At 64.8% G+C, this 17,054-nt stretch carries 15 protein-coding genes; 6 read left to right on the plus strand and 9 right to left on the minus strand.

Going from position 1 to position 17,054, the window contains the following annotated elements; genetic code table 11:
• Nucleotides 1-88: 88 nt before the first annotated feature.
• From ACOABP_RS17110 to ACOABP_RS17120, 3 genes are all read left to right on the plus strand, one after another.
• Entirely contained in the window at nucleotides 89-1,672 is a 1,584-nt protein-coding gene (locus ACOABP_RS17110) for a phospholipase D family protein (protein ID WP_474226346.1), read from the plus strand.
• Between the two features lie 249 nt (nucleotides 1,673-1,921).
• Nucleotides 1,922-4,294: a hypothetical protein gene (locus tag ACOABP_RS17115; protein ID WP_474226347.1), complete on the plus strand. Its 2,373-nt coding sequence runs from the start codon at nucleotides 1,922-1,924 to the stop codon at nucleotides 4,292-4,294.
• A gap of 50 nt (nucleotides 4,295-4,344) precedes the next feature.
• Entirely contained in the window at nucleotides 4,345-4,686 is a 342-nt protein-coding gene (locus ACOABP_RS17120; RefSeq protein WP_474226348.1) for a YciI family protein, read from the plus strand.
• Nucleotides 4,687-4,733: 47 nt separating this feature from the next.
• On the opposite strand, the gene ACOABP_RS17125 is transcribed toward ACOABP_RS17120, so the two are convergent.
• From ACOABP_RS17125 to ACOABP_RS17165, 9 genes are all read right to left on the minus strand, one after another.
• Nucleotides 4,734-5,801 (minus strand): 2-aminoethylphosphonate aminotransferase, encoded by a 1,068-nt coding sequence (locus ACOABP_RS17125; RefSeq protein ID WP_474226349.1) that lies wholly within the window; start codon nucleotides 5,799-5,801, stop codon nucleotides 4,734-4,736.
• Between the two features lie 30 nt (nucleotides 5,802-5,831).
• Nucleotides 5,832-7,019 (minus strand): phosphonopyruvate decarboxylase, encoded by a 1,188-nt coding sequence (aepY, locus tag ACOABP_RS17130; RefSeq protein ID WP_474226350.1) that lies wholly within the window; start codon nucleotides 7,017-7,019, stop codon nucleotides 5,832-5,834.
• The gene (gene aepX / locus ACOABP_RS17135; RefSeq protein WP_474226351.1) at nucleotides 7,016-8,728 is read right to left on the minus strand and encodes a phosphoenolpyruvate mutase; all 1,713 of its coding nucleotides are present in this window, start codon (nucleotides 8,726-8,728) and stop codon (nucleotides 7,016-7,018) included. The genes aepY and aepX overlap by 4 nt, the downstream gene beginning before the upstream one ends.
• The gene (locus ACOABP_RS17140; protein WP_474226352.1) at nucleotides 8,725-9,480 is read right to left on the minus strand and encodes a phosphocholine cytidylyltransferase family protein; all 756 of its coding nucleotides are present in this window, start codon (nucleotides 9,478-9,480) and stop codon (nucleotides 8,725-8,727) included. The genes aepX and ACOABP_RS17140 overlap by 4 nt, the downstream gene beginning before the upstream one ends.
• Before the next feature lie 33 nt (nucleotides 9,481-9,513).
• Nucleotides 9,514-10,557 (minus strand): flippase-like domain-containing protein, encoded by a 1,044-nt coding sequence (locus tag ACOABP_RS17145; protein ID WP_474226353.1) that lies wholly within the window; start codon nucleotides 10,555-10,557, stop codon nucleotides 9,514-9,516.
• An 18-nt stretch (nucleotides 10,558-10,575) separates the two neighbouring features.
• On the minus strand, nucleotides 10,576-11,346 hold the full coding sequence (locus ACOABP_RS17150) for a HalD/BesD family halogenase (RefSeq protein WP_474227868.1): 771 nt from the start codon (nucleotides 11,344-11,346) through the stop codon (nucleotides 10,576-10,578).
• 50 nt (nucleotides 11,347-11,396) lie between these two features.
• Nucleotides 11,397-12,077, minus strand: coding sequence for a CDP-alcohol phosphatidyltransferase family protein (locus ACOABP_RS17155; RefSeq protein WP_474226354.1), 681 nt, complete (start codon nucleotides 12,075-12,077; stop codon nucleotides 11,397-11,399).
• Nucleotides 12,078-12,307: 230 nt separating this feature from the next.
• Complete coding sequence (locus ACOABP_RS17160; protein WP_474226355.1) at nucleotides 12,308-13,873, minus strand: sulfatase-like hydrolase/transferase; 1,566 nt, start codon at nucleotides 13,871-13,873, stop codon at nucleotides 12,308-12,310.
• Nucleotides 13,874-13,883: 10 nt separating this feature from the next.
• Nucleotides 13,884-14,825 carry a Bug family tripartite tricarboxylate transporter substrate binding protein gene (locus ACOABP_RS17165; protein WP_474227869.1) on the minus strand — a complete coding sequence of 314 codons (942 nt, stop codon included), beginning with the start codon at nucleotides 14,823-14,825 and terminating at the stop codon, nucleotides 13,884-13,886.
• A gap of 169 nt (nucleotides 14,826-14,994) precedes the next feature.
• Between ACOABP_RS17165 and ACOABP_RS17170 the strand changes: the two genes are divergently transcribed.
• The 3 genes from ACOABP_RS17170 to ACOABP_RS17180 all read left to right on the plus strand — a co-directional run bounded on the left by ACOABP_RS17170 (nucleotide 14,995) and on the right by ACOABP_RS17180 (nucleotide 17,012).
• Nucleotides 14,995-15,558 carry a MarR family winged helix-turn-helix transcriptional regulator gene (locus ACOABP_RS17170; protein ID WP_474226356.1) on the plus strand — a complete coding sequence of 188 codons (564 nt, stop codon included), beginning with the start codon at nucleotides 14,995-14,997 and terminating at the stop codon, nucleotides 15,556-15,558.
• Between the two features lie 124 nt (nucleotides 15,559-15,682).
• On the plus strand, nucleotides 15,683-16,051 hold the full coding sequence (locus tag ACOABP_RS17175; protein WP_474226357.1) for an ArsR/SmtB family transcription factor: 369 nt from the start codon (nucleotides 15,683-15,685) through the stop codon (nucleotides 16,049-16,051).
• Complete coding sequence (locus tag ACOABP_RS17180) at nucleotides 16,023-17,012, plus strand: SRPBCC domain-containing protein (protein ID WP_474226358.1); 990 nt, start codon at nucleotides 16,023-16,025, stop codon at nucleotides 17,010-17,012. Before ACOABP_RS17175 ends, ACOABP_RS17180 begins: the two co-directional genes overlap by 29 nt.
• Nucleotides 17,013-17,054: the final 42 nt, after the last annotated feature.

Consider the following 17,054-nt stretch of genomic DNA (forward strand, 5'->3'; position numbering starts at 1 on the left):
TATCGAAAGCATAGCAGCGCAAGGTAAGATCGCTATCGTCGTTTTTGTACATGTCCATTGTTCACGCTGGAACAATCCCGGGAGGGGCATGATGCATGTCACGCAAACTGCGCTAAGGCAGGTGGGGCGGCCGTTGATGGTGATGCTGGCGCTGCTGGTGAGCGCCTGCGCCGGGTTGCCGCAAAGGCCGCCGCTGGCGCCCGAGATGGCTCTGCAGGACACCGGCGACACCGCGCTGGCGCGCGGCATGGCGCCCAAGCTGGCCGCGCATCCGGGGTTGTCGTCCTTCTATCCGCTGCTGTCGGGCACCGACGCGCTGGCAATGCGGATCGCCCTGGTACGCACCGCGCAACGCAGCCTGGACGTCCAGTACTACATCTTCGATGCCGACGAGACGGGCCTGACGCTGCTGGCCGAGATCATGGCTGCGGCCGACCGGGGCGTGCGGGTGCGCGTGCTGCTCGACGATATCCACCTGGCGCGGCAGGACCACGCGTTGTCTGCCGTGGACGCCCATCCGAACGTGGAAGTCAGGGTGTTCAATCCGTTTGCCAGCCGCAACGTGCGGCTGTTCGAGTACGTGACCGACTTCCGGCGCATCAACCGCCGCATGCACAACAAGTCGCTCACGGCCGACAACCAGTTGACCATTGTTGGCGGCCGCAATATTGGCGACCAGTACTACGGCGCGGCAGACACCGATTTCACGGACCTGGACCTGCTGGCCGCCGGGCCGGTCGTGCCCGAGGTATCGGCGGTGTTCGACGATTTCTGGAACAGCGAGGCCGTGTATCCGCTATCGGTCATGGCGAAGCCGCTGAGCGGCGACGAGGCGGTTACGCAGCAGCAGAAGCTCCGCACCTATCTGGACGAGCACGCCGTGAACATGCGCGCCACGCCCTACGGCAAGTCGCTGCTGGAAACGGGCATCGTGCAACTCTTGCGCGACAACAAGCTGCCCGAGTACTGGGGCAACGCGACCGTGATTGCCGACCGTGCGGCCAAGGTGCTGCTGCCCCCCGAGGACGACTCGACCCACGCGATTCCGAAACTGGTGAAGTTTCTGGAAGGGGCACAGCACGACCTGACGCTGATCTCGCCGTACTTCGTGCCGCCCGACTCGGCCGTGACCTGGCTGACCGACATGCAGAAGCGGGGCGTGCAGGTGCGCATCCTGACCAATTCCTACGGCGCCACCGACGTGTCCGCAGTCCACGCCGGCTACGCGCCAAAGCGCAAGGCGCTGCTCAAGGCTGGCGTGATCCTCTACGAACTGAAGCCGACCGCCTACGCCGAGATGGCGAAGCAGAAGCGCCACCGGGGACCAGGCGGCAGCAGCCGCGCCAGCCTGCATGCCAAGACCTATATGGTCGACCGCCACGAACTGTTTATCGGATCGCTGAACCTGGACCCGCGCTCGGCGCGGCTCAACACGGAAATGGGCATCATCGTCGACAGCAAGGAGCTGTGCGACATGCTGGCGCAGGGCGTGGACGATGCGCTGCTGGACGCGGCATACCAGGTGGTGCTCGGCGACGACGGCGAATCACTGCAGTGGGTGACCCGCGAGGGCGGGGTGGTGCGGACTTATACCAGCGAGCCCGATATGAACGGGTGGGACAAGTTCAAGCAGGGGGTGCTGCGGATATTGCCGGTGGAGGAGCAGTTGTAGGGGGGATCGTCACCCGGGCCAAGCCCGTTTGCCATGTTGTTGATGGCTAGCCGGTGCAGCAACGTGTGGCAACACCGTGAATTGGGTGTCATGTCGAGCCCGCTTCTGGTCAGGGGCGGACTTTTTCTGGTTGTTCGCTGATTCAGGGGAGGGCTGGAAGATGGTTGCGTTCTGCCATCTCCCGGCATCGGCATTCAGGAGAGAAGGGGACGACAAATGCCATCAATAGGCCCGATCAAGACACGTGACATGCTTCGTCGCATTTTTCTGAGCCTGCTGTACACGATCATCGCTTACGCCGGCGGCACCCAGCGCGACGTTCAAGCCGCCGAGAACGCCACCGGAAACCGGGTGGCGCAGCCGGTCGCGGACGCAGGCATCGCGGGGAACGCGCCCTTGCCGAAGAATCTTGGCGAACTCCACGGCTGCGCCAACCCATATGAGCTGAATGCTGGCCCGGTAAAGCCGACCGGCTTGAATTTGAGCTGGGGAAGCGGCAAGGCAGTCTATGTCGACACCAGCAAGATGTCCCAGATCGATAATTTTCCGACTTATGCCGGAAACGCGGTGTACTGGACCTCGCGCGAAGCAGGGCCCGGACTGCCGGTGCTGATGAACGGGGCCTTTACCAGCAATCCCAAGACAATTCGGCTGCTCGCGGTTACTGCGGGAATGACGGACTGGCGTCGCGCCCTGCGCGCCAGCAAGATCACGGTGCCGGCGAAAAACCTGGCTTCCACAGGAATCCGCTTTACGATCCCGTCAACTTTTCCGCATGCTGTTTATGCCGTTCGCATCGAAGATCGGTCGGCCGAAGCGGTGGAGATTCTCATCAATGTGCCGCAACTCGACTGGGCTGTCGGGGTGCCTTCCGAGGGCGATCCCGTCGAAGCACCGAAGCACCAGCTCCGTATTTGTGGCGCCGATGCCGGAGGCATCCTGAGACTCTTCGGCAAGAATTTTCCCGGCCGACCATCGGTGATCTTGCAAGATGCCGGTGGCAGCTATTACAAGCTTTCGGTCATCAGCAGCGACGAGAATGCCATTGCGGTGTCAATTCCCGCTTCTGTTACTGCAGGCGACTACTACGTCTGGCTCGGCAATAGCACGCAGGATGCTGCATCGGGGCCTGCCAGCAAGATCAAAATCTACGCAAATCCAGGCATAAATCTGAGCGCGATGAACTGCAGCGGGCTTGCCGGCGATGGGGCGACCGATAACGCAGCGGCCATGCAGAAATGTCTCGACGCAAACAAGGCATCGGCAACCGCGGCGAATCCACGTTATCTCGCGCTGTCGGCGGGTAATTTCGTGATTACCAGGACCGTGACCGTGCATCCTCACCAATACATCATCGGTCACTCGCCATCAGCCACAACCATCACCGGGCAGTCTTCCTCGCCGCCGTCTACCTGGATCCAGGGCAGCAACTGGTTTGGCCTTGAAAACCTTTCGCTCAAGGCACCGATGTCCGCCAACCTTGTCAAGAGCGACCTATCCGGCGCCCCGTCCCGCTCAGGACATCTGTTATTCAATCAGGTAAATATTACCGTCAGCGCGGATATGACGAACGGCAAAGGTACGATAGTCGCGCTCTCGGGCCCCGATATTCGGGTCCTCTCGTCCAGGATCACTGGCCCAGGCAGATCTGTTGATATTCTGTACGGCGATGGTGCCCTGGTTTCCGACAACGATTATGTTCAGGCCAAAGGTTCCGACCTCGGCTTTTCCGCTGCTCAGAACGTTATTTTCGAGAAAAACAGGGTCAAAGGAGCGGGAAGAGGAATGGGGGCCGGCGTCGCATTCAGCCGTCCCTTCTGGAAGTTCAGTTATTCGATGATCTGTCAGAATCTCTATGCGGGATACAACCAGATCACGGACATCGGTGACCCGTATGGTCAGGGAATTACAACTGACGGGGGTGGCCAGGCGTATCTGGGCATGACGTCTGGAGCTTCCGCTGAATCCGTGACCACCGCAAATGACATGGATTTCAGCTCAGTCGGCCTCACCAATTTCCAGACGCTCGCGGTATCGATCAGCCAGGGGCGGGGAGTTGGTCAATACCGGATGGTCCGGGCTATCAGCGGACGCGCCATCACGGTCGATCGCCCATGGGACGTCATTCCCGACAGGACATCTATTATCTCGGTAACGAGTTCCGTCTTTCGGTTCGTGATCAGCCACAACACGATTACCAACGCGACTACCGTGCAGACCGGCAACGGCTTCTTCGGAAATGTGTTCGACAGCGCCATACTTGGCAATGTCATGACAAATACCGCAATCTCGGTGATTTCGAAGCAATACGACTCGTATTTCCTGAGTCTGATTGGCATCGACATTATCAATAACAGCGTGCGAACCGGACTCAATACAATGTTTCCGACCGACCCAAAGGGAAGTGGCTTCTACTCCAGGAACTTCCCTGGCACGCTAATCAGTGGAGTCTATGTCCGGGGCAATTCGATTCAGGCCGGGTACGACTTTACTCTGGCGAACGGCATCGCAGGCATTACGTCCTACCTGGTTGATTCGAACCGCATGGCGGTTGGTGACTCTACGAAGCAGTTTGCTTCGGGAAATCCGGCGATTCTGATTTCCAATAATCAGGTGAATTAGGGGGATGCGGCCAGAGTCCTGCGCGTTGTGAAAAACCGAAGGAGTCAACGATGACGAAATACCTCATCTCGTTTCCCGGACCGGCGATGGACGTCCCCGAGGAGGACTTTGCCGCCGTGGGCGAAGCCGCGCGCGAGGCCATACGCGAGGCGAAGGCTGCCGGCGTGTACGTGTTCGGTGGTGGGATCAACGGGGGCGTAGCGCCAGTCATGGTCGCCTCGGACGGCAGCGTCACAAACGAAACCTATCCCCAGACGAAGGAGTTCGATGGCGGCTTCTGTGTCCTGGAGCTTCCATCGCGCGAAGCCGCCATCGTGTGGGCTGCAAAGATCGCCAAGGCGTGCCGCTGCGCGCAGGAACTGCGCGAGTTTGGGTACGACCCCGAGAGTTGAGTGGCATATGCCGAAGCTGACCAGCGAACCAGCCCCGGCACTCCCAATCAACGATGCAGCAGTTCGCGGAAGCCCGCGATCAGGCGGTGCATGTCGGCGGCCGTCAGCGCGCCCATGGTCGAGATGCGGAACAGTTGCGACGACAGGCCGCCCTGGCCGGCATAGATCACGAAGCCGCGTGCCTTCAGCCCGTCGTGCAGTTGTTCGTACGTGACGCCCTGCGGCAGCTTGTATGCGCGTAGCACCACCGACGACTGGGCCGCCGGCCACAGTGCCTCGATGCCCAGGGCGGCCAGGCCGCTGCGGACTTCCTCGGCCAGCGCGGCATAGCGCTGGTGGCGCGCCTGCCAGCCGCCTTCGTCGCTGTGCTCGCGCAGGGCTTCCACCAACGCGTAGAACGCGTGGACGGACGGCGTGAACGGCGTGTTGCGCTGGTCCTGCTGCTTTGCGTAGCGCGCGATGTCGAGGTAGTAGGTGCGGCTGACCGCATGGGTCAGCGCCGCGCGGCGCACGATCACGAAGGCCGCACCGGGCACGCCATGCAGGCACTTGTTGGCCGTGGCCGCCACGGCGTCGATATTGCCGCTGAAGTCGATGGCCTCGGCGCCGAAGCTGCTGACCGTATCGGCCAGCAGGCGCACGCCGCGCGCCTGGCACAGCGCGTCGATGGCCGGCAGGTCGTTCAGGCGGCCCGTGGTGGTCTCGTGATGGATCACGGCCAGGTGGGTGATGGCCTTGTCCGCCGCCAGCGCCGCGTCGATGCGGGCCAGGTCCGGGGCTTCCATCCACTCGTGCTTCACCACGGTGTGCGGGATCTGGTACTGGGTGGCGATCTGTGCCACGCGCTCGCCATAAACGCCGTTCTGTACGATCAGCAGCTTGCCTTGCACCGGCACCAGCCCGGCGATCATGCTTTCCAGCGCGGCAGTGCCCGAGCCGGTCATCAGCACGGCCGACCAGATGGCCGGGTCAAGCCCGTAGATGTCCAGCAGCCGCTGGCGCGCTTCGTCCTGAAGGTCGAAAAACTCGCTTTCGCGGTGGCACAGGTCGGTTTGCAGCAGGCTTTTGCGGACGCGTTCGGACAGCGTTACGGGGCCGGGATTCAGAAGCAGCATGCGTTCTCTCAAGCTCTCAAGCGGGTTGGATCAGGCGTGATTGGCGTTGCCCTGGTCGGCACCGATCTGGCGGCCCAGACGCGTGGATACCTGCACAGGCGTCACCGACGGGCGCGGCAGGTCATCGGGCGAGCCGGGGCGCGTCTGCAGGCACACGAAATTCGGGCCCGCCGTGGTCGTGGCCGCGCGCGCCAGCACGTCGTCGAGCATGGCGAGATTGTCGCCCTCGATGGCCGACGCGTAGCCACATGCCGCCGCCACGCCGGCAAACGACACGTTGTGAGACACCGTGGCCTGGCCGCCGGTGGAGTCATGCGCGTTGTTGTCCAGCAGCACGTGCGTCAGGTTGGCCGGGCCATAGGCGCCCAGCGTGGCGAATACGCCCATGCGCATCAGCGCGGCACCGTCGCCATCCACGGCCACCACCTTCAGGTCCGGACGTGCCAGCGCCAGGCCCAGCGCGAACGGCGTCAGGCAGCCCATCGAACCCACCATGTAGAGCTGGTTCGGCCGGTCGTCCAGCGCGTACAGCTCGCGGCCGCAGAAGCCGGTCGATGCCAGTACCACGGTCGAATCGACCGGCGTATGGGCAATGACGCGCTGCAGTGCTTCGGTGCGGCTCGGCAGCGTCGTGGTGCCGGCGTGGGACACCTCGGGCAGCGCCTTGTCGCGCGCCACCGGGCCCTTCTGCGACTTGAGCGGGTAGGGCGCGACGCTGCCCTTCTGCATGATCAGTGCGTACGGGCGGCCCGTGGCATCCATGTGGGCGATGGCCCGATCCAGCGCGGGACCCACGGCCTCCGGCTCGGTCGGGAACAGTTCCCACGGGATGTCCATCGTGTCGAGCATCTGCGGCGTGACCGGGCCCATCAGCGCGTGCTGCGGTTCGTCCGATGCACCGCCGGGCTGGCCGCGCCACGTGACGATCAGCAACTGCGGCAGGCGGAACGTCCAGGTCAGCGACGTCAGCGGGCTCACTGCGTTGCCCAGGCCCGAGTTCTGCATCATGGTGATGCCGCGCACGCCGTTGCGCGCACCCTGCGTCACCCCGGCGATAAACGCCACGGCATCGCCTTCGTTGGCGGCCGACACATAGTGCAGCGACGGATCCTGCACCACGTAGTTGATGAACGGCGTCAGGTACGAGCAGGGCACGCCCGCATACCACTCGAAACCGCGCTCGCGCGCGGCTTCCACGAACTGGACCGCCTCGATCATTGCGCGGCCTCGCCGTCGCTGCCGCCGACCGAGAACGGCGCCTGGCCGTGCGCGAAATCGCCGGCGCGGCGGAAGTCGTCCAGGTCGTTCACGCCACGCCAGTGGCCGTGCACGTACTTGACTTCGACCTGTTCGCCAGCGGCAACCAGCGCGTTGAGCAGATCCGGCAGGTCGAGCTTGTCGAAGTCCGGGCGCTGGCGCAGCTCGCCCAGCAGCTTCTGCAGGCGCGCGCGGCCTTCGCCACGGACGTTCATCAGGCCGATCCAGCGGCCATGCGGGGCATCGCCGGCCGGTACGTCGTCCGAAATCTTCTTCAGCAGGACCTTCTGGCCGAACAGGTCGCGGTCATCCGATGCGGAGCACCAGGCAAAGTCACGCACGCTCTGGTTCGACGGCGCCGATTCCGACGAGTCGATCACCACGCTAAACGGCGCATCGGTATCCACCAGGTCGCGCAGGATGTAGCTGCGGAACAGCAGGTCGCCATAGGCGATCACGGTGTCGTTCTGCAGCGTGTCGGCGGCGGCCGCCAGCGACGCCAGTTCGCCGGTTTCGGCATAGCGGTCGTTGCGTACCAGGTTGATGCCGGCGGCATCGATGGCCTCGGCCTTGTAGCCGCCAACCACCGTGATGTCGTTGATGCCCTGGTTCTTGAAGCCGTCCACCAGCCAGCGCAGCAGCGGCTTGCCGGCTACCGGCAGCATGACCTTGGGCTTGTCCTCGGTCAGCGCTTCCAGGCCCTTGCCACGGCCCGCGGCTAGCACCACGGCCGAACCCGGGGCCTGGCCACCGGTCAGGTAGATCTTCTCGGCGGCCGAGTATTCGTCGGCATCCTGCAGGCGGAAGATCTCGTTGACGGTGGCGATGCGGTCTTCCACGTTGACCAGCGTCTGGTTCTCGTAGATGTCCTTTGCCACGGCCTGCATGCCGGAAGCGGCCACGCGGATCAGGTGGTTGGCCCAGATGATCAGGCTGATGCCGGCCTTGCGGAACACGTCGGTCGGCGTGCTGTAGTACTTGGTCGGCACGATCACCAGCGGAGCGCGGTTGCCCCATTCGCGGGCGAACGTCACGATCTCGTCGGCCTTCGACAGCTTGCTGTGGATCAGGATGGCGTCGGCGCCGGCCTGGCGGTAGGCCTCGGCGCGGCGCAGCGCCTCTTCCATGCCCCAGCCCGCGATCAGGGCTTCCACGCGGGCCACGATCGAGAAGTTGTCGTCGGCCTGCGAATCCTTGCCGGCCTTGATCTTGCCGCAGAACTCGTCGATGTCGGCCAGCGGCTGCTGTTCGCCGCCGATGAAGCTGTTGGTCTTCGGAAAGATCTTGTCTTCGATGCAGACGCCGGCAATACCGCGTTGCTCGAGCTTGCGCACCAGACGGCGCACGTTGTTGAAGTTGCCGTAGCCGGTGTCGCCGTCCAGCAGGATCGGCAGGTCACTGGCGTCGGCCATGAACTCGAGGTTGTCCACGACCTGGGTCCAGCTGGCCTCGTTGTTGTCGCGCACGCCGAACTGGGCCGAAATGGCCAGGCCCGACGCCCAGATACCCTTGAAGCCGGCCTCGCGCACGATGCGCGCGGACAGGCCGTTGTGGGCTTCCATGATGAATTCGAGCTCGTTCGAGAGCAGCATCTGGCGCAGCCGCGCGGCGCGCGACAGGGGCACAGCAGTACCGGAGGTGGCGAGCAGGTTCGGGTCGATGGCGTTCATTGGGCGATTCCTACGGGCAGAAGTTGGGGCAGGACTTCAACGGCTGCGCGCGAGACGTCGCCGGGGAAATCGATTTCGATCCAGGGGGCGCCGGTCACGTCGGCGGTGTCGAATACGTGGGACTGTTCCAGCAGCAGGTCGCGCACGGCTTCTTCGTGCGGCATGTTGGCGCGGCCCGAGTCGACGTATCCCTTGACGATTTCGGCCAGGCGGCGGGCGCAGTCTTCCTTGAAGCGGAAGAAGCCCACCGATTCGCCGATGGTGTCGTACTGCAGGTCGGCCATCAGCTGCTTGCGCAGTTCCACGGGCACGCCGTCCTTCAGGCACAGCTTCACGGGCTCGTCGCCGGCCTCGAAGTCGCGGTCGATCAGCAGGCGGTTGACGGTGTCGCCGGCCACCAGCTTGGTCATGATGCGCTCGTCGTAGAGGACGTCGGCGTCCATCAGCAGCACGTCGCCGCCGCGCGTCATGGCGTCGGCCACCGTATGCACGGTCAGCACGCTGCCCAGGTCGTAGCGCGGGTTGATGACGATTTCAAGGTCGCGGCCGAGACGGGCCAGCTCTTCCTTGACCTGGTCCGGCTCGAAGCCGAGCGCCAGCACCACCTCGGTCACGCCGGCGGCGTCGAGCAGGCGCAGGTGACGTTCGAGCAGCGTGAGCCCGTCAAAGCGCAACAGGCATTTCGGGAACTGCTTTCCCGGCTGTTGCTGAAGTCGCAGGCCCAGGCCCGCGGCAAGAATGATTGCTCGCATCACGTTGTTCTCATGAAAAATGAAAGGGCCGCGCTAGCCCCGGTCGGCCGACAGGGCATGCGCGGCGCGACGGCGCTGGAACTTCCGTTCGCTGAAATGCAGATACACCAGTCCGGGGATGCCAAGCACCAGTTCGCGCACGCGCTTGGCCAGCGACAGCGCCAGCGCGGCATCCGGCGGCAGGCCCACCAGCGGCGCCAGCAGCAGGTAACCGCCTTCCTGCGCACCAAGCGACCCCGGAATGGCAAATGCGGCCCCCCGGATCGCCTGGCCCACGCTTTCGAGCAGCAGTGCCTCGTGCCAGTTCACCGGGTGCCCCAGAAAATACAGGATCAGCCAGACCTCGCCGGTGCCGGCGATCCAGCCAAGCAGGTTAAGGCCAAAGCTGGCAGCGACCTTTTTCCGGTCGCGGTAGAGTTCCCGGATCGCACTGTCCACGGCGTCGGCACGCAGTGCCAGCCCGGCCCAGCGGCCCGGTTTTTCGGCCCCGGGTTCGGTGTCATCGGTGGCATCGCGCTTGCCGAACAGCTTCTGGCCGATGCGCATCATGCGGCCGAACATGCCGCGCCGCTGCAGCACGCAGAACACCAGCACGCAGGCACCCAGCACCACGGTCACGGCGATGATCGGGGTGCGGTACTCGGACATGTCGCCGTTGGCGCCGAACACGGCAATGCCCAGCAATGCGAACAGCATCTGCGACAGCGCCTGGGTGGTGGTGCTGACCGTGATGGCAGCCGCCGCGTCACGCATGCGCGCGCCGCGATGAGACAGGTAGCGCACCATCAGCACCGGGCCGCCGATCTGGCCGGCCGGCAGCAGGCTGTTGACCGATTCGCCGGTCCAGCGCGCCTTGAGGGCGCTGCAGAACGATCCGTGGCGGGTCTTGCGGTCCAGCAACACGGCGATGGCGCCGGCATCGAGCGCCAGCGGTATCAGATGGAACGCGGCCACCACGGCCAGACCCCAGCCGGCCGACATCAGCGTGGTGGTCACCGCGCCAAAGCCCTGCCAGGCCAGCAGCCCGACGAACAGCGCCGCGCCTACCGACAGAAGAATGAAAGCTGCACGATTCACGCCGCTGACTACCCTCGCTTACTTCCCGCCCAGCAGGCGCCGGAACACCTGGCGGAACCCGAAGTACGCCACGGCATCCTTCATGTTCGAAATGAAGCGCAGCCACGGGCGCATGCCCGGATCGGTCACATATTCAAAGGTCAGCGACACGCGGATCTCGTTCGGACCGGCCGGCGTGATGCGGTGGCGCAGCTTGTCGCCGTCGAACAGCACGATGCCGCCCGGCGGAATCTGCACCGAACCCGGTTCGTCCGCAATGTCGGGGTTGCGCGTATGCAGTTCGTAGTCGAGCCGGCACGTCGATTCGTCGAGCACGCCGATCAGCAGCGTGTAGCGGCGGCCATCGTAATAGGACGTGTCGTAGTGCCAGCCGATATGGTCGCCCTGGCGCGTGTAGTAATAGAGCGCGTAGGCGTGGGGGTCGGTTTCCGGGCAGACCTGGAGCTTGTCGCCCGTCACGTCTTCGAGCCAGCCGATCAGCGCCTTCGAGCGGTACAGCTCGGCGATGAACGGCGCCTTTTCGTCGATCGTATGGCGGCTGACGCTGCCGCCCTGCTTGTGGCCGGGCAGGTAGTTGCGGTTCAGGCCGCGTTGCAGCGAGCGCGCCAGCGCCACCAGTTGGGCGGTTTCGTCCGGGCCCAGGAACTTGTCCAGGTACAGGAACGCGCCCTGGCGGTCGAAATCCTGGCGCAGGGCGGGGGTGTCCAGTTGCGACACCACGCCGGCCACGGCGGCGTCCGGGCGGCGGGCGGCCGGACGCGCGGCCACGGGTTCGGCTTCGCGCGCCATCTGCGGCGCGATGGCGATGTCGCCGGTAACTTGCTCTGGCATGGGCTGCCTCAGTGATCGGTGGAAGTTGCGACTGGCTGGGGGCGCCGCATGACTCGCCAGTAATCGATGATGACCAACACGGCAAACAGCGGGGCGCCGATCGAGGCCGCGGTCAGGAAGGGACCGATGCCGTCAGTCAGCGTCACCAGAGGCAGCAGGTACAGCACGTCTTCGGTCTCGAATCCGCCAGCCGACGCCTGCTTGGTGCCACTTTTGCCAACCCGCGATTCTATACGCATGCGCAGGAAGAAGATCAGTGCCACGGCAAGGCCGGCAATCGTGCCACGCAGCACCGGACCGAACGTCTCGGGCAGGCCGCCAGGGGCCGTGGTGTTTGCCACGGCCATGCCAAAGCTGACAAACAGCAGCACGGTAATCAGTGCGTCGCTTGCCAGGTCGTAAAAATGGCCGATCTTGCTTGATTTTCCGCTAATTCTCGCCAACTCACCGTCGGTATGGTCGAAAAAATTCGACAGCACCACCAGCAGCGCACCCCAGTTGCTCCACGCATAGCCGCCTTGCGCAATGCAGGCGATGCCGGCGACGCCAATCAGCAGCCGCAGCGTGGTCAGGTGGTTCGGGGTGACACGGGTGTTCTTGAGGGGCCGCACCAAATGGCGGGCAAGGCGGGCATCCCAGGTGGACGGCAAGGGCGGTTCATCCGGGTATTTAGGGGATTTCTGGTTCATCCGTCAAAACTATCTGGAGGGGCGGCTCCGGCACTTCGGCGCGCCAGGCGATGCGGAACACTACGCCTACGACGCCCGAATGACAAGCTCGCCAGAATACGCCCTTTCCCGCACCCGTGCAGCAAGGGCGCTTGCAGGTGTCCTGCGGGCGGCCCGGGAGTGCCCGGAAAGCGCGCTGCCGGACCGTCCAGTCCGCCGCCAAAGCGCCGCCGGGCCCGCGTCCAGACTTGTCACCAGACGCCGAAGAACACCCCGGCCTGCTTGTAGACGTTGGTCTTGGCAGCCACTTCGGCATTGCTGACCGTGACGCGCGGCTTGAGCGTGCAGAACCAGTCCAGCAACTGGCCGCGCATGTGGCTGCGCACGGCCTCGTGGCCCGGATCGGCGCCAAGGTCGACAAATTCGGACGGATCGTTCGCCAGATCGAACAATTGCGGCCGGAATCCCTGCCAATGCACGTACTTCCAGCGCGCATCGCGCACCATCCAGGCGCGGCATTCGCCCGGCTGCCGGCCCAGCGCCACGCGGGCGCCGCGATAGCCATAGTCGAGCTCCGACACCACGAAGTCCCGCCACGACGCCGAATCGCCACCGCGCCTGCGGGTCAGGTCCAGCAGCGACCGGCCCTCCACACGATGGTCGAACGCCGGCAGGCCCAGGCCGTCGAGTACGGTCGGCACCACATCGACGGCGGAAACCATGCGGGCGTCGGCCACGCCGCGCGTGGCATCGGCCTCGGCGGACGGGTCATAGACGATCAGCGGAATGTTCTGCACGGTGTCGTAGAACTGTTCCTTCTCGCCCAGCCAGTGGTCGCCCAGGAAGTCGCCATGGTCGGCCGTGAAGACCACCAGCGTGTCGTGCCAGCGGCCGGTGCGCTCCAGCAGTTCCCAGAGCTGGCCGAGCCGGTCGTCGATCTGCTGGATCAGGCCCTGGTAGGCGGGACGCACGGTGTCGGAGACCTCCTTGCGCATGAAATTGGCACATTCCTCCTGCGTACGGTACGCATCGACCACCGGATGGGGATCGTCGAGTTCGGCGTCGTTGCGCTGCAGCGGCAGGCAGTCGTCGAGCGAATAGGCGCTGTGGTACGGCGCCGGCGCCAGATAGGGCCAGTGCGGCTTGACCAGCGACAGATGCAGCACCCATGGATCGTCGCCGCGGGCGGCGATGTAGTCCATCGCGCGGTCCACGGTATAGGCCGTTTCCGAATGTGGCTCGGCCACGCGCGCCGGCAGGCCCGCATTGCGCATCTGCCAGCCCGAGACGATCTCGCCGTCGGGCGCCTGGGCGCTGATCACATAGTCGGTCCACGGGTCACGGCTGTCGTAGCCCTGGGCACGCAACCAGTCGGCATACGCGCTGTGCGGCTCGGCGTGGTGGCCGTCGTGGCGGTCTACCTCGATAAAGTGGCCGCTGCGCAACAGCGTTTCCAGTTCCGTGCCGCCGTCCAGATGCAGCCGCTTAAGGTTGGCGTTGTCGGGCATCACGTGGGTCTTGCCGGCCAGGGCCAGCGCACGGCCGCTGTCCTTCAGGTATTCGCCCAGCGTGATTTCGCCGACGGACAGCGGCACGCGGTTCCAGGTGGCGCCGTGGCTGCTGACGTAGCGGCCCGTGTAGAAGCTCATGCGGCTGGGGCCGCAGACGCCCGACGTCACAAAGGCGTTGTCGAAGCGCACGCCGCGAGCCGCCAGCGCGTCGATATTGCGTGTGCGCAGCGTGGGATGGCCGTAGCAGCCCAGGTGGTCGCGACGCAACTGGTCGCACATGATGAACAGCACATTGCGGATGGACATCGTTGATTCCTTAATCGCCGACAAAGCCGGAAGCCTTGACCACGGGGCTCCAGCGGTTCGCATCGCTGGTCAGCGTCTTGCCGAATGCATCGGCACTGCCACTTTGCGGCTCCAGCCCGAGCTTGAGGAATTTCTCCTGCGGTTCGGGCGATGCCAGGGCGCGGGTGATGGCGGCATTCAGCCGGTCGATGGCGGCGCGCGGCGTGCCGGCCGGCGCAATCACGCCGTAGCGACCCACGCCTTCGATATCCTTGTAGCCAAGCTCGGTGAAGGTGGGCACATCCGGCAGCGCGGCGGATCGGCGGGTGCCGGAGGTTGCCAGCACGTGGATCTTGCCGGCGCGATGCATTTCCGTCAGGTCGGCCAGGGTATCGACCGAAGCCGGCACCTGGCCGCCCACCAGTGCGGTCATCAGCGGCGCCGATCCATTGAACGGCACATGCAGCATCGACACGCCTACCTGCTTGCCGATCATCAGCCCGAAGAAATGCGGAATGCTGCCAAGGGCGGGCGATGCATAAGCCGCGTGCGTCGGGTCGGCCTTGAGCCAGGCGATGTACTCCTTCAGGTTGCGGGCCGGCGTGGCGTTGCCGGTGGCAAGCGCCAGCTGGAAATTGGCGATCGGCGCCACGGGAACGAAATCGCGCGCGATGTCGTAGTTGAGCTTGCGATAGACCAGCGGAGCGATGGTCATCACGGCGGAATTCGCCAGCACGACGGTATTGCCGTCCGCCGGTTGCGCCCGCGCGTAGTCCATCACCAGCCGTCCGCCGGCGCCGGGCTTGTTCTCGACGATCACCGTCTGCTTGAGGTCTTCCCGGATCTTGTCGCCCACCAGCCGGGCTGCCAGGTCGGCGGTACCGCCCGCCGGATAGCCCACCAGAATGCGCAGCGGCTTGTCGCTCTGGGCCAGGGCGGGCCCGCAGACGATGGCGGCGGCCAGCCAGGCCAGGGTGCCGAGCGTCGTGCGGCGCGTGAAACGGCCGGGGCCGGTGGGGCGGACGGGACGGGTGGAGCGGATGGGGCGGATCACGCGAAGTCTCCTCGAAGCAGGTTTCGATTGTTATCAGTGTGTCCGGCACGCTAGCATCCGACCCATTAGTTAACAAAATCAACTATTCATGCCGCAAGCCAATCCGGAGCATGGTTCGGGGACACTGCAGGCCCCCGCGCGCCTGGTCGATTTCATCAACTACCGGCTCTATCACCTGAGCCGCGTGGCGATGTCGGCCAGCGGGCTGCACCTGCGCGCGGCGGCCGGGGTCAGCCGGCGCGAATGGCGCATGCTGGCGTTCCTGGGCGAGCAACCCGGCACCCGGCTGACCGAACTGGCCGCCAGCGCCGGGCTGGACAAGGTGCTGGCAAGCCGCGCCGTCCATGCGTTGATGGAAAAGGGCCTGGTGTGCAAGACCGCGCAGGCGGCAGACCGGCGCGCCGCTGCCTTCACGCTGACGCAGGCGGGCGAGGCCGTCTATGCCGCCGCGTTTGCCCGGGCGCGCGACTTCAACCGTGAACTGGCCGGTTGCCTGGACCCCGGCGAGGCCGAGGTGTTTTCGCGCTGTCTCGACAAGCTCCATACCCAGGCGGTGGCGATGCGGATGGCTGCAGAGCCACTATCTGACCAGGCCGATGATGCCGGCACGCCGGCGTTCGACGACCCGTTGAGCGTCTGGCATCGTCGGTAATTTTTGAGATCGATCGCCAAGAAGATTGAATATCCGGCCCGGCGAGGGGCGAGCATAGGGCTTTCCATCCTGGAAAATCACTAAAGTCCTTGCTTAACTTTCGCGTGCCTCTATACTAAAGGGCATGCTTAACTATTCCGATCCTCTCGACGCCACGTTCCAGGCGCTGGCCGACACCACACGGCGCACGATGCTTGTGCAACTGGCCCGTGGACCGCTGTCGGTCTCTGATCTGGCGAGGCCGCTGGCCATGTCGTTGCCGGCGGTCATGCAGCACCTGTCGGTACTGGAACAGGCGGGGTTGGTCAGCACCGAAAAGGTCGGACGGGTACGCACCTGCCGCATGGCGCCCAATGCGCTGGGCGAGGCAGAGCAGTGGATCAGCGCCCGCCGGGCCGAATGGGAAGGCCATTTCGACCGCCTGGGCGAATACCTGGAAACCATGAAAAAGGAGGCAGCATCCGATGGCACCCGCGACCGCAACGAAGACTGAGACGTCGCCGTCCACCCAGTCGTCAGCCCAGCAGCACGCCCAGCACCGCCTGACCGCATCGCGTGCATTCAATGCCCCGCGCGATCTGGTTTTCAAGGCATGGAGCACCGCCGATCACCTGAAGCACTGGTTCTGCCCGCAGGGCTTTACCGTGCCCGCGTGCGAGGTGGAATTCCGCCCGGGCGGCAAGTTCGACCTGTGCATGCGCTCGCAGGACGGCACGTTCGAGCACTGGATCCGTGGTCACTTTGTCGAGGTCATGCCGCACTCGCGGCTGGTGATCGACATGACGGTGGTTACCGTCGACGGCAAGCCGCTGTTCAACGCGCTGACAACGGTCGGTTTCGAAACCGTCTGCGGCGGCACCGAGATGCGCGTGACGCAGGAATACACCCTGCTCGATCCGTCGGCCGGCGACTTCACCCGTGGCGCCGAGGAAGGCTGGAAGCAGACACTGGACCGCCTGGAACGGGAAGTGGCCCGTATCGTCGCCGCAACGCCGCCGCGCTCGGTGGCGCATGGCACGTTCTCGATTTCGCGGACTTACGATGCGCCGCCGGCCCTCGTGTTCCGTGCGCTGAGCGACCCGGCGGCCAAGGCCGAATGGTTCCACGGCGGCCAGGGCTACCAGACCGTGTCGCGCGCCATGGACGTGCGCCCCGGCGGCCGCGAGCATCTGCAGGGCAAATGGGATAACGGCCTGGTGTCGACGTTCGACGCCGTGTATTTCGACGTGATTCCGAACGAGCGGCTGGTCTACAGCTACGAGATGCATATGGGCGAACGCAAGATTTCGGTGTCGCTGGCGATCTTCGAGCTGAAGGCCGTGGGGCAGGGCACGCAACTGACGCTGACCGAGCATGGCGCCTTCCTGGACGGCTATGACGATGCGGGGTCGCGCGAGCATGGCTCGGGGTTGCTGCTCGATGCCATTGGCGAATGGGTGCGGCAGGCACGATGAAACGGCGGGCCGGATGGTGATCGGCTAACCGGCGAATCGGCA

This window comes from Cupriavidus sp. HE11, from assembly GCF_056097175.1.

What these genes read in the sequence shown, in the direction of transcription:
- ACOABP_RS17110 (WP_474226346.1), top strand. Translation starts at nt 89, where the DNA reads ATGATGCATGTCACGCAAACTGCGCTAAGGCAGGTGGGGCGGCCGTTG.
- ACOABP_RS17115 (WP_474226347.1), top strand. Translation starts at nt 1,922, where the DNA reads ATGCTTCGTCGCATTTTTCTGAGCCTGCTGTACACGATCATCGCTTAC.
- ACOABP_RS17120 (WP_474226348.1), top strand. Translation starts at nt 4,345, where the DNA reads ATGACGAAATACCTCATCTCGTTTCCCGGACCGGCGATGGACGTCCCC.
- ACOABP_RS17125 (WP_474226349.1), bottom strand. Translation starts at nt 5,801, where the DNA reads ATGCTGCTTCTGAATCCCGGCCCCGTAACGCTGTCCGAACGCGTCCGC.
- aepY (WP_474226350.1), bottom strand. Translation starts at nt 7,019, where the DNA reads ATGATCGAGGCGGTCCAGTTCGTGGAAGCCGCGCGCGAGCGCGGTTTC.
- aepX (WP_474226351.1), bottom strand. Translation starts at nt 8,728, where the DNA reads ATGAACGCCATCGACCCGAACCTGCTCGCCACCTCCGGTACTGCTGTG.
- ACOABP_RS17140 (WP_474226352.1), bottom strand. Translation starts at nt 9,480, where the DNA reads ATGCGAGCAATCATTCTTGCCGCGGGCCTGGGCCTGCGACTTCAGCAA.
- ACOABP_RS17150 (WP_474227868.1), bottom strand. Translation starts at nt 11,346, where the DNA reads ATGGCGCGCGAAGCCGAACCCGTGGCCGCGCGTCCGGCCGCCCGCCGC.
- ACOABP_RS17155 (WP_474226354.1), bottom strand. Translation starts at nt 12,077, where the DNA reads ATGAACCAGAAATCCCCTAAATACCCGGATGAACCGCCCTTGCCGTCC.
- ACOABP_RS17160 (WP_474226355.1), bottom strand. Translation starts at nt 13,873, where the DNA reads ATGTCCATCCGCAATGTGCTGTTCATCATGTGCGACCAGTTGCGTCGC.
- ACOABP_RS17170 (WP_474226356.1), top strand. Translation starts at nt 14,995, where the DNA reads ATGCCGCAAGCCAATCCGGAGCATGGTTCGGGGACACTGCAGGCCCCC.
- ACOABP_RS17175 (WP_474226357.1), top strand. Translation starts at nt 15,683, where the DNA reads ATGCTTAACTATTCCGATCCTCTCGACGCCACGTTCCAGGCGCTGGCC.
- ACOABP_RS17180 (WP_474226358.1), top strand. Translation starts at nt 16,023, where the DNA reads ATGGCACCCGCGACCGCAACGAAGACTGAGACGTCGCCGTCCACCCAG.